Annotated in this window: 8 protein-coding genes; all 8 read left to right on the plus strand. The window is 60.8% G+C overall.

The window, feature by feature from the left end:
- Positions 1-605: 605 nt before the first annotated feature.
- The 8 genes from B0G75_RS25525 to B0G75_RS25560 all read left to right on the plus strand — a co-directional run bounded on the left by B0G75_RS25525 (position 606) and on the right by B0G75_RS25560 (position 10,628).
- Entirely contained in the window at positions 606-1,271 is a 666-nt protein-coding gene (locus B0G75_RS25525; protein ID WP_181309345.1) for an energy transducer TonB, read from the plus strand.
- Positions 1,272-1,347: 76 nt separating this feature from the next.
- A complete protein-coding gene (locus tag B0G75_RS25530) occupies positions 1,348-2,253 on the plus strand; it encodes a MotA/TolQ/ExbB proton channel family protein (RefSeq protein ID WP_106312116.1) in 906 nt (301 codons plus the stop codon).
- Between the two features lie 12 nt (positions 2,254-2,265).
- Positions 2,266-2,688 (plus strand): biopolymer transporter ExbD, encoded by a 423-nt coding sequence (locus B0G75_RS25535; protein WP_106312119.1) that lies wholly within the window; start codon positions 2,266-2,268, stop codon positions 2,686-2,688.
- A 156-nt stretch (positions 2,689-2,844) separates the two neighbouring features.
- Complete coding sequence (locus B0G75_RS25540) at positions 2,845-3,273, plus strand: biopolymer transporter ExbD (protein ID WP_011487696.1); 429 nt, start codon at positions 2,845-2,847, stop codon at positions 3,271-3,273.
- Between the two features lie 9 nt (positions 3,274-3,282).
- Positions 3,283-4,467, plus strand: a complete 1,185-nt coding sequence (locus B0G75_RS25545) for a lipopolysaccharide assembly protein LapB (protein WP_106312122.1) — start codon at positions 3,283-3,285, stop codon at positions 4,465-4,467.
- A 298-nt stretch (positions 4,468-4,765) separates the two neighbouring features.
- Complete coding sequence (locus B0G75_RS25550) at positions 4,766-5,341, plus strand: helix-turn-helix domain-containing protein (RefSeq protein ID WP_012432476.1); 576 nt, start codon at positions 4,766-4,768, stop codon at positions 5,339-5,341.
- A 304-nt stretch (positions 5,342-5,645) separates the two neighbouring features.
- The gene (locus B0G75_RS25555; RefSeq protein ID WP_106312125.1) at positions 5,646-8,390 is read left to right on the plus strand and encodes a TonB-dependent siderophore receptor; all 2,745 of its coding nucleotides are present in this window, start codon (positions 5,646-5,648) and stop codon (positions 8,388-8,390) included.
- 282 nt (positions 8,391-8,672) lie between these two features.
- Complete coding sequence (locus B0G75_RS25560; RefSeq protein ID WP_258194677.1) at positions 8,673-10,628, plus strand: extracellular solute-binding protein; 1,956 nt, start codon at positions 8,673-8,675, stop codon at positions 10,626-10,628.
- The last annotated feature ends 2 nt before the right edge of the window (positions 10,629-10,630 follow it).

Raw genomic sequence — 10,630 nt, forward strand, 5'->3', positions numbered from 1 at the left:
CGGATCAGACATTCGGCCTGCAGTTTTTTGTGCATCCATGCACGCCGAATGTGCGGCGAATTCCCAATTGTCGGGCAGAAACATCCGAATGCTTATCTGCTCCACATACGCTTATTCTTTTAAAGCGGCGCGAATTCGGCATGAGTTAGAGTCACCTCTCTAAACTAAGTATGTTGTCATCAAAAAAAGTTTGACCGTACATTTTTTGTCCTGCTATTGTTGCCACCCATGAAACGCATGTGACGTACGCGCAAAAAGTTCCAGGCGCTACGAGTTATAGAGATCAGGTTGTCTCCGGCGTTCATGCAAGGCAGAAGCGAACGGCTCAAATTTATTCTATTAGTAGTTCTACTTAGATCGATTATTCGGCTCACATGACGCACGGCTGCCGTCTCCCGGAGACGCGTCCGTGCCGTCGGATTGGAGCCGGGTAGTGTCACGTCCGTTTTGGACTCCGAATCAAAGACCACTGGTCGCCAGATGGTTGATGTGAATGCTTTTTGCGGCAAGTAAGCGCACTGCAGTTACAGAAATGGACGGTTCACGCCGGAGGAGTAAAGGTGGGTACGAAAGTCGAAGGGCATTTTCCGGCAGCGGCGGCCCGTATGCAGAGGCCGGGGCGCCCGCGTGAGTTTGGGCGCAAGCAGCAAAACCCAGTACGCCGCTTTGGCGGCATCGCAGTTGTTCTGCTTTTGCACATCGTGCTGATTTATGCACTGATCAACGGCCTCGCCACCAAGGTCGTGCAGGTCATTCAGCATCCTATCGAAACGAAAATCATCGAGCCGGTGAAGCCGCCGCCTCCGCCGCCGTTGCCCACGGTGCAGTTGCCGCCGCCGAAATTCGCGCCGCCGCCGCCGCCGTTCGTGCCGCCGCCGGAAGTGCAGGTGCAAGCGCCTCCGCAGCCGACCATCACGCATCAGGCCGCGCCGGTCGTGTCGGCGCCTGCCGTAGCGCCGCCCGCACCGCCGGCGCCGCCCGCGCCGACGAAGCCTGTGAGTACCGAAGTCGGCGTGGTGTGTCCGAACTCGGATCAGATCCGTTCGTCGATCCGCTACCCGAAGGAAGCGCAGGAAAACAACGTGACGGGTGATGTTCTCATTGAATTCGTTGTCGACCCGCAGGGCCATATTACGAATGAACGCGTTGCCAAATCCTCGGACGACTCCTCACTGGATCGTGCGGCATTCAACGCAGTCAAGCAGTTCACGTGCGTTTCCCAAGGCCAACCTGTCCGTGTGCAAGTTCCGTTCTCCTTTAACTTGAACTGAATTCACAGGCTGTTCGGTACCGGTAGCGATTTATCAGTCTTAGTTTAGAAGTCGTACTAATGAACTTGGAGCAGGCATGAAGAAGCGTACTCTCGCCGCACTGGCGGCAAGCATGTTGATCGCCGTGACCACGGTGGATTTTGTAGCACCGCAAATGGCCCATGCGCAGGCCAGCGACGCCACGGCGTCGGCTGCCGCCGCGCCGGCCACCGCCGCGCCGCAAACCGCGAGCGCAGCCGCCGACGAAGCGGTGCCGCCGCCGGCACCGGCTACGTCCGAAACGGTCAGCAACCCCTACGGCCTTAGCGCCCTCTGGAATAACGGCGACTTCGTCGCCCGCTTCGTGCTGATTCTGCTGGTGCTCATGTCGATGGGCAGCTGGTACATCATGATCACCAAGTTCGTCGAACAGTTCCGCGCGAACCGCCGCGCGAAGAGCGCCGACGAGCAGTTGTGGACCGCGCCGTCACTGGTCGAAGGCGCGAAGCTGCTCGATGAAACGTCGCCGTTCCGCTTCATCGCCGAAACGGCTATCGAAGCGGGCGAGCATCACGACGAAGCGCTGCTCGAAGCCGTGGACCGCAACACGTGGATCGACACCTCGGTCGAGCGTGCGATCACCAACGTATCGAATCGTCTGCAAGACGGTTTGGCTTTCCTCGGTACGGTGGGCTCGACGGCGCCGTTCGTCGGCCTGTTCGGTACGGTGTGGGGGATTTATCACGCGCTGACGGCCATTGGCATTGCCGGCCAGGCGTCGATCGACAAGGTCGCGGGTCCGGTGGGCGAGGCGCTGATCATGACGGCGATCGGCCTCGCGGTAGCCGTGCCCGCGGTGCTCGGCTACAACTTCCTGGTTCGTCGCAACAAGTCGGTGATGGAGCGTGTTCGTGCATTCGGCGCGCAGCTCCATACCGTGTTGCTGGCCGGCAGCCGCCGCCCGGCGCGCGCCGTGGCTCGCGAAGCGTCGCTGGTTCAATAAGCGGAGTCCGTCATGGCAATGAGCGTTGGGCAGGACGACAACGACGAGGTCATCTCCAGTATCAACACCACGCCGCTCGTCGATGTGATGCTGGTTCTGCTGATCATCTTTCTGATCACGATTCCGGTCGTGACGCATACGGTGCCGGTGCAATTGCCGAAGGAGACGATCCAGCCGCTGCAGACCACGCCCAAAAGTATCGTCATCGCGGTGAACCGCGACGGCGACTTCTTCTGGAACGAGAAACAGGTCGATGCGCCGACGCTGCTGGCACGCCTGAAGACCGTGTCGGTCATGACGCCGCAACCGGAAGTGCATGTTCGCGGCGATCAGAGCGCGCGTTATGAGTTCATCGGCCGGGTTATTACCGCGTGCGAGCGCGCCGGTATCGCCAAGGTTTCGTTTATCACTGAGCCGCCCGCGCGCGGCGGCTGATTTTGCGTGGGATCGGACTGACTGCTGTGCATGGGGCCAGAGTAAGCGCTAAAGCGCCAACTCTGGCCGACAGCTAAAGCACCAAGTCCGATCGACCGCTGTGCATGGGATCGGACTAGGTGCTAAAGCACCAAGTCCGATCGACAGGAGCCGAAAATGGGAATGAACGTATCGTCGGGCGGCGGCAGCGAACCGGATGTGATGGTCGACATCAACACCACGCCGCTGATCGACGTGATGCTGGTGTTGCTGATCATGCTGATCATCACGATCCCGATTCAGACGCACGCCATCAAGATGAACCTGCCGGTCGGCAATCCGCCGCCGCCGATTACGCAGCCCGAAGTAGTGCAGATCGATATCGACTTCGACGGCACCACGACCTGGAACGGACAGCCGGTGCCGAACCGCGCGGCGCTCGAATCCAGGCTCGCGCAAGTGGCCGCCGAACCGGTTCAAGCCGAAATCCATCTGCGGCCGAACAAGCTGGTGCCGTACAAGGATGTCGCGGAAGTCATGGCGTCCGCGCAACGACTGGGCGCGACCAAGATCGGCCTGATCGGCAATGAGCAGTACATGCAATAGGGAAGGGCAATGCAAACGATTCATCACCGGTTCAAGCGCGCCGTCATCGCGGCCGCTCTCGTGCTGCCGCTCGCCGCTCATGCCACCGATACATTGCGGCCGGACGTGGCAAAGCCGCTGAACGCCGCACAGGATCTGTATCGTGCGCACAAGTACAAGGACGCCCTGACGAAGATCGATCAGGCGGCGGCTGTGCCCGGCAAGACGCCGTACGAGAGCACCATGATCGAGCAGATGCGTGGCGCGGCTGCTGCGGCGGCGGGTGAAACCGGCGTGGCTGCTCAGGCCTACGAAACGTTGCTGAGTTCCGGCAAGTTGAGCGGCGCTGACGAACAACGCACGTCGGCGGCATTGGCCGGCATCTACTTCCAGCAGAAGAACTATGCGCAGGCGGCGAAGGTTGCGCAGCGTTATCTGAAGTCGGGTGGCAGCGATCCGGACATGCGCACGCTGCTGGTTCAGTCTTACTACCTGTCGAACGATTGCGCGAGCGTGGTGAGCCTGCTCAAGCCCGGCATCGATGCGCAGGTGCGTGGCGGTCACGCGCCTGACGAATCGCAACTGCAATTGCTCGGCACGTGTGCGCAACGCGTGAAGGATGATGCCACGTACCGCAGCTCGCTCGAGAAGCTGGTTGCCTATCATCCGAAGCAGTCGTACTGGGACGATCTGTTCTCGGCGATTCGCAACAAGCCGGGCTATTCGTCGAAGCTCGATATCGACACGTATCGCTTGCGTCGCGCGACCGGCTCGCTGTCGACCGCCGACGACTACATGGAAATGACCCAGTTGGCGATCGTGGCGGGCACCACCGCGGAAGGCAAGCAGGTCATCGATCAGGGCTTTACGTCCGGCGTTCTGGGGCGCGACGCGCAGGCGGATCGCGAGAAACGCCTGCAGGCACTCGCGGCCAAACGCGCGCAAGCGCCCGCCGATCCGGCGAACCCCGTCGCCCCCGTCGATGTGGGTTTCAACCAGGTTTTCGCGGGGCAGGCGAAACAGGGTCTGGCGGCGATGGATGCCGCGATCGCCAAGGGCGGACTCGACCATCCGGACCAGGCGCAGCTGCATCTCGGCGAGGCGTACTACATCGCGGGCGACAAGGCTCGCGCGGTGCAAACCTTCCGCGCGGTGAAAGGCACTGATGGTTCAGCCGATCTCGCGCGTTTGTGGGTGCTGGTGGCGTCGAAATAAGAGCACTCCGCTTCCTTCAAGTTCTCTCAGATGAGGCGCGTCCCCTCGCGGCGGACGCGAGCGAGTGCGCTCGTCCCAATGAATACGGGCCCGTTTCCGATGTCGATGTGTGGACGCAGTGGCAGCTATCAAAAAGGTTGTTGGGAATCGGAAAAGTCTTCTGGACAACAAATTGATGCAGTTGTCCATGTCGGACTGTGGGCAGGGCTATCAGGGACGTTTTAGGGAGAACGTTACGCTCGACGAAACATAATTTGTATATATCAAACTATTTTTGACTACGGGATTCTGTCTTGCTATGGTCTTGCCACTTAATAACAAGGCACATGTTGCAATCTCTATAGGAAGCAAAATCCGCGCGCTGCGCCAACGGCTCAGTCGCACGCTGGATGAAGTGGCAACGACCGCAGGCATTTCCAAGCCGTTTTTGTCGCAGGTGGAACGGGGTCACGCAACACCTTCCATCACGTCGCTAGTCGGTATTGCGCGAGCTTTGGGTGTCACGGTGCAGTACTTCGTCGACACGCCGACCGAAGACAAGTCGGTGCGTAGAGGAAGTGAGTTGAAGTACTTCGGATTTGACGGAACCGCCAATCTGTTTGGAAGGCTGACGAACCTGTCGGTCGGCGGCAAGCTGGAAGTGATCCTCGTCAGGATGCCGGTGGGGCAGAACCCGTCGGAAGTCACAACGCATGCCGGTGAAGAATTCTTGTATGTGATGAGTGGCCAGATCTCGCTCACGCTGGAAGGCACGACGTTCGTATTGCAGGCAGGCGACACGGCGCATTACGAGTCTACCGTGCCGCACTCCTGGTCCAATACCGCGCGTGAAGAGGCGGTGGTCGTGTGGGTCGGGACGCCAAGACTGTTTTAGTGCCGCAGGCTGTGCTTTAGAAGAAGGCACTCGCTCGATATTTGTAAGCATTACTTAGGTGTATACCCGCGATTTGGAAAGCTGGGCCGGTAGATGGCGGAGTCCGCTCGCGTGGCAGCAGAAATGGCATCAATTGGAAAGCGCTGCGCATTCCGATTGCAATAAATTAGTAGTCCGACGCTGACTTATTTTGAAGTTGCTTTAACGGAACGCGGCGCAAGATCGCCGTATATCGAGTAGAGCGGTTCACGAGACCACTCTTCACATACTGCTGTGGCCTTACTGACGAGCGAGAAGGGGAAAAATGAAACAAAGGGCATTGGCGCTGGCCATTAGAAGAATAGTCTGGGCTGAACTGGCGTTGTCGGCCGTAATCGCCGTACCGGCGTTTGCGCAAAGCCAGCCGGCCGCCACCGGCACCGCGGCAGGCGCGACGACGACGGAAAGCACCCCGGCAACGGGCACGGCTGCCACACCGTCCGCGGATGGCAATACAGCGACGCCGGCGGGCAAAGGGGTCCAGCAACTCAAGAAATTCGAGGTGACCGGGTCGCTGATCCGCACGTCGGACAAGGTCGGCAACACGGAAGTTCAGACCATCACGACCAAGGAAATCCAGCAAAGCGGTTATACGACCGTGGCCGACTTCCTGCGCGGCACGTCCGCCAACTCGGGGAGCAGCTGGGGCCAAACGACAATGAATAGCTCCGCGCAAGGCGGCGGCGGTATTGCATTGCGCGGTCTGAGCGAGAAGTACACCCTGGTGCTGGTGGACGGGCAACGGGTGGCGAACTACGGCAAGGCGGTGAACTTCACCGACACGTTCTTCGACGTGAATTCGATCCCGCTCAACATGATCGACCACATCGACATCGTGAAGACCGGTGCGGTCTCGGTGTATGGTTCGGATGCAATCGCCGGTGTGGTCAACATCATCACCAAGAAAGACTTCCAGGGCTTGCAGATCGATGGCCAACTCGGCAAGGCGCAGCATCCGGGCGACGCGCAGGGCAATTTCAGCGTGCTCGGCGGTATCGGCGATCTGAATGGCGAACGCTTCAACGTGACGGCCGCCGCGAGCTACTACCGCGACACCGGCTCGTCGCTCGGCGATCGCGACATGACCGCGGGTCAGGACTTCAGCCAGTTCCCGGGTGGTCTCGCGGGCCCGCTCGGTCCGAACCAGCAATCGTACTGGACTACGGCCGACGGCACTAAAACGGCACTCAGCCCCTGTCCTCCGGGCAGCGTCTCCGCGGACGGTGCGTCCACGTGTAAATCGAATCCGGCCAGCACCACCTCGCTGGTGCCGGCAATCACGCGCCTGAACGCGAAAGTGCGCGGCACGTTCAAGATCAACGACGACGTGCAGGCATACGCCGACTTGTGGGTGAGCCGCAACGAGACCGTGCAGAACGAAGGTCCGGCGGTGCTGAGCAGCCAGACCAACGCGTTCAACCCGGCAACCGGCTCCGCGTTGCCGATCTCGCGCACGGTATCCGGTACCAACCCGTACAACCCGTTCGGCGTTCCGACGCTGATCAACTATACGTTCCCGAATACCGTCTCGGCGGATACGGTGTCGACCTTCTGGCGTGCCTCGACCGGTGTGAAGGGTTCGTTCACCACCGCCAAATTCGGCGATTGGGATTGGTCCGCGGATTACGGCCACTCGCAGAGCACGGTCGACACGACCTACGGCAACGCGCTGAATGTTGCGGGCCTCGAGAACATTCTGCAGAACGGCGTGTTCAACTTTTCGAATCCGTCGGCCACGCCGAACGGTTTGAACGGCGTCTTCCAGAACGACTACGAGCAGGCGATCTCGAAGCTCGACAGCGTCACGGCGAAGACCTCGACGACCAACCTGTTCACTCTGCCGGGCGGCCCGGTCGGTGTCGGTTTCGGTACGGAATTCCGTCACGAGAGCAACATCATCAACTCGCGTACGTATAGCGCGCTCGGCATTACGGCGCCGGCCAACGTGCAAACGGTCGACGGTGAGCGCAATGTGGCCGCCGTCTACTATCAGGTGGATATTCCGATCATCCACAACCTGACGTTCACGCAGGCGGGCCGTTACGACCACTACAGCGACTTCGGTGGTGCGTTCTCGCCGAGCTTCGCATTGCGCTTCCAGCCGGTGCAGGCTCTCACGGCTTTCGCATCGTACAGCCGCGGCTTCCGCGCGCCGACGCTGGTCGAAAACTCGCAGGCAACCTATCTGGCTCACCAGAACCTGGTTGACCCGAACGACCCGAGCGGTACGCCGACCAAGCACTTCACGACGGAACAGGTCAACGGCAATCCGGCGCTGCAGCCTGAGCGCACCAAGAACTACAACATCGGCTTCCAGCTTTCGCCGGACTCGTCGACGGATATCGGTGCGGCGTTCTACAAGATCCACATTGACGGCGTGATCGGCACGGACGATCCGAACGCGGTGATGGATGCCAACAACCCGTCGAACGTGATCCGCAATCCGGACGGCACGGTGGCCTACATCAAGGAACAGTTCGTCAACCTCGGCTCGCTCGACACCGACGGCTTCGACATGAACTTCCGCAAGTCGGTGGGCACGAAGTACGGCACGTTCACGCTGGCAGGCGACTGGGCCTACGTGTGGCACTTCAAGCTGAATAGCCCGGGTGCGCCGACGCAAGACTTCGCCGGCAACAACCTCGCGTTGTTGCAGCCGTTCGGTGCGTCCAATCCGCGCTGGAAGGGTAATACCAGCCTCTCCTGGGATTACCGCAAGCTGACCACCACGCTGACGTGGCAGTACACCGGCCCGTACACCAACGCGGTGGCGTCCGAGTTCGGCGACGGCGGTACGCTGTCGGTGGCGTCGTACAGCCAGTTCAACCTGATGGCCACGTATCGCGGCTTCAAGAACTGGACGATCTACGGCGGCATCAACAACATCTTCGATCGCAAGCCGCCGTTCGACGTGGAGTGGCAGGCCACCCCGGATATCACGGGCTACGACCAGTCGCTTTACACTAACATCGGCCGCTTCTTCCAGGTCGGCGCGTCGTACCGCTTCTGAAGTCCTCGATGTTTGTGATGCACCCGCAGTCTGTCTAGTCGGTCGGCCGCTCCGGCTTCCATCATTGGTACCGGAGCGGCGCAATTTTGTTAGCGATGTACTTTGGAGTGCCCGCGCGCGCAATGCTCGTTCAGGAGCACGGCGAGCGGAGGCGGCGAATCAGCCGCAGCGCGGCGCTAGCGGGGAAAGCTACGGGAGCGACGCCGTCAGGCCGTCACTCGTGCCGATTCGATTTACCGCGCGCCGGCCTGAAGCCGGCGCGCGTTCTTACGCATTCCGAAGATGAGACTTGTGAAGTTTCGCTGGCCGCGCCGCGTGCGGACTGCAGCGGCAACGCCCGCGGCTGCAGCAGAGCGCCGGCCTGGCACCGTCGCGCGAATCGCGCTGTGCGCAGGGGCGTGTCTCGCATTGAGCGCGGTCTGCGCGCAGGCGCGGCCCTCGATTGCGCAATACGACGAGCCGAAATATCCCGTCGGCTTCACGCACTTCGACTATGCGGATCCCGACGCGCCGAGCGACGGCAAGCTCAGCTTCCAGAACTTCGACGAGCTGCAGACTTACGATTCGCTGAACCCGTTTCTGGTACGCGGTGCGCCCGCGCCGGACATTCTGCATCTGATGTTCGATACGCTGATGCAGCGCAGCTGGGACGAGCTCGCCTCCGAGTATCCGCTGATCGCCGACGATGTCGAAGTCGCGCCGGACCTCGGTTCGGCCACCTTCCATATCAATCCTGCCGCGCGCTTTTCGAACGGCGATCCGATCACCGCGGCCGACGTCAAATACTCGTTCGACACCTTGACGAGCCCGAAGGCCTCGCCGCTTTTCAATGCGCAGTTCTCGGTCATCAAGAGCGCGACCGTGATCGACAAAAACACGATCCGCTTCGAATTCAAGCACGCCGAACGCGACGCACCGCTGATCGCCGGCGATTTGCCGATCTTCTCGCCGAAGTGGGGCATGCGCGCGGACGGCACACGTCCACCGTTCGACCAGATCGCGAACGAGCCGCCGGTTGCGAGCGGCCCGTATCTGATCGAATCGCGCAAGAACGACAAGCAGATCACCTATCGCCGCAACCCCGATTACTGGGCTGCGAATCTGCCGTCGCGGCGTGGCATGTTCCGTTTCGCGAGCATCACCTTCAAACTGTATCGCGACCATTACACGCAACTGGAAGCGTTCAAGGCCGGCGATGCCGACGCGCTTGTCGAATACAGCGCAACGCAATGGGCGCGCAAATACGTCGGCAAGAACTTCGACAACGGACTATTGAAGAAAGGCGAATTCGCCGACGGCCCCGCGCAGATGCAAGGCATGCTGATGAACCTGCGCAAGCCGATGTTTCAGGACCCGCGCGTGCGCCACGCGCTGACGATGGCCTTCGACTACGACTGGATGAACCGCATGATGTTCTACGGTCAATACCGGCGCACCAGCAGCTATTTCGCAGCGAGTCCGTTCGGCGCGACTGGCATGCCCGGCCCGAAAGAACTGGCCTTACTTGAACCGTTGAGAGCCAGCGTGCCGCCGGAAGTATTCGGCCCGATGCTCAAGCAACCCACGACGATCGCCCCGGATTCCTTGCGCGGCAACTTGCGCGTGGCGCGCGATCTGTTGGCGCAGGCCGGCTGGCACTATCGCGACGGCGCCTTGCGCGATGCCAACGGCACGCCGATGACCATCGAGATCATGGACGATCAGCCCGGCATGGACCGCCTTATCCTGCCGTATATGCAGGCGCTCGGCATGCTTGGCATCCAGGCGCATATGCGCGAGATCGACAGTGCGTTGTACCAGAAGCGGCTGGATAACTTCGAGTACGACATGACCACGTTCATCTATCCACCGGTGACGATTCCGGGCGCGGAATTGACGCGCCGTTTCGGCAGCGCGGCGGCCTCGGAAGTCGGTTCGGAGAACTATCCGGGCATCCGCTCCAAAGCGGTCGACTCGCTGATTCACTCGGCGCTCTCCGCCGACAATCTCGACGACCTGGAAGCGGCAACCCGCGCCCTGGATCGCGTGCTGATCTACTCGTTCTACCTCGTGCCTGAGTATTACGCACCGGGCGCGCGAATCGGCTACAAGTCGACGCTCGGCCATCCGGACAAAGTGCCGATGTCGTATCAATACGAAGAGTGGGTGATCGACTACTGGTACACGAAAGGGTACACGAAAGCGCCGGCCGCCCAGACCGCATCTTCCACCGCGGCTACGGCTGCTACGGCTCACTGAGG

The sequence above is a fragment of the Paraburkholderia sp. BL18I3N2 genome (assembly GCF_003001875.1).
Classification (GTDB): domain Bacteria; phylum Pseudomonadota; class Gammaproteobacteria; order Burkholderiales; family Burkholderiaceae; genus Paraburkholderia; species Paraburkholderia phytofirmans.

Coding starts and splice junctions, on each gene's coding strand:
- B0G75_RS25525 (WP_181309345.1), top strand. CDS start 606: ATGCAGAGGCCGGGGCGCCCGCGTGAGTTTGGGCGCAAGCAGCAAAAC.
- B0G75_RS25530 (WP_106312116.1), top strand. CDS start 1,348: ATGAAGAAGCGTACTCTCGCCGCACTGGCGGCAAGCATGTTGATCGCC.
- B0G75_RS25535 (WP_106312119.1), top strand. CDS start 2,266: ATGGCAATGAGCGTTGGGCAGGACGACAACGACGAGGTCATCTCCAGT.
- B0G75_RS25540 (WP_011487696.1), top strand. CDS start 2,845: ATGGGAATGAACGTATCGTCGGGCGGCGGCAGCGAACCGGATGTGATG.
- B0G75_RS25545 (WP_106312122.1), top strand. CDS start 3,283: ATGCAAACGATTCATCACCGGTTCAAGCGCGCCGTCATCGCGGCCGCT.
- B0G75_RS25550 (WP_012432476.1), top strand. CDS start 4,766: ATGGTCTTGCCACTTAATAACAAGGCACATGTTGCAATCTCTATAGGA.
- B0G75_RS25555 (WP_106312125.1), top strand. CDS start 5,646: ATGAAACAAAGGGCATTGGCGCTGGCCATTAGAAGAATAGTCTGGGCT.
- B0G75_RS25560 (WP_258194677.1), top strand. CDS start 8,673: ATGAGACTTGTGAAGTTTCGCTGGCCGCGCCGCGTGCGGACTGCAGCG.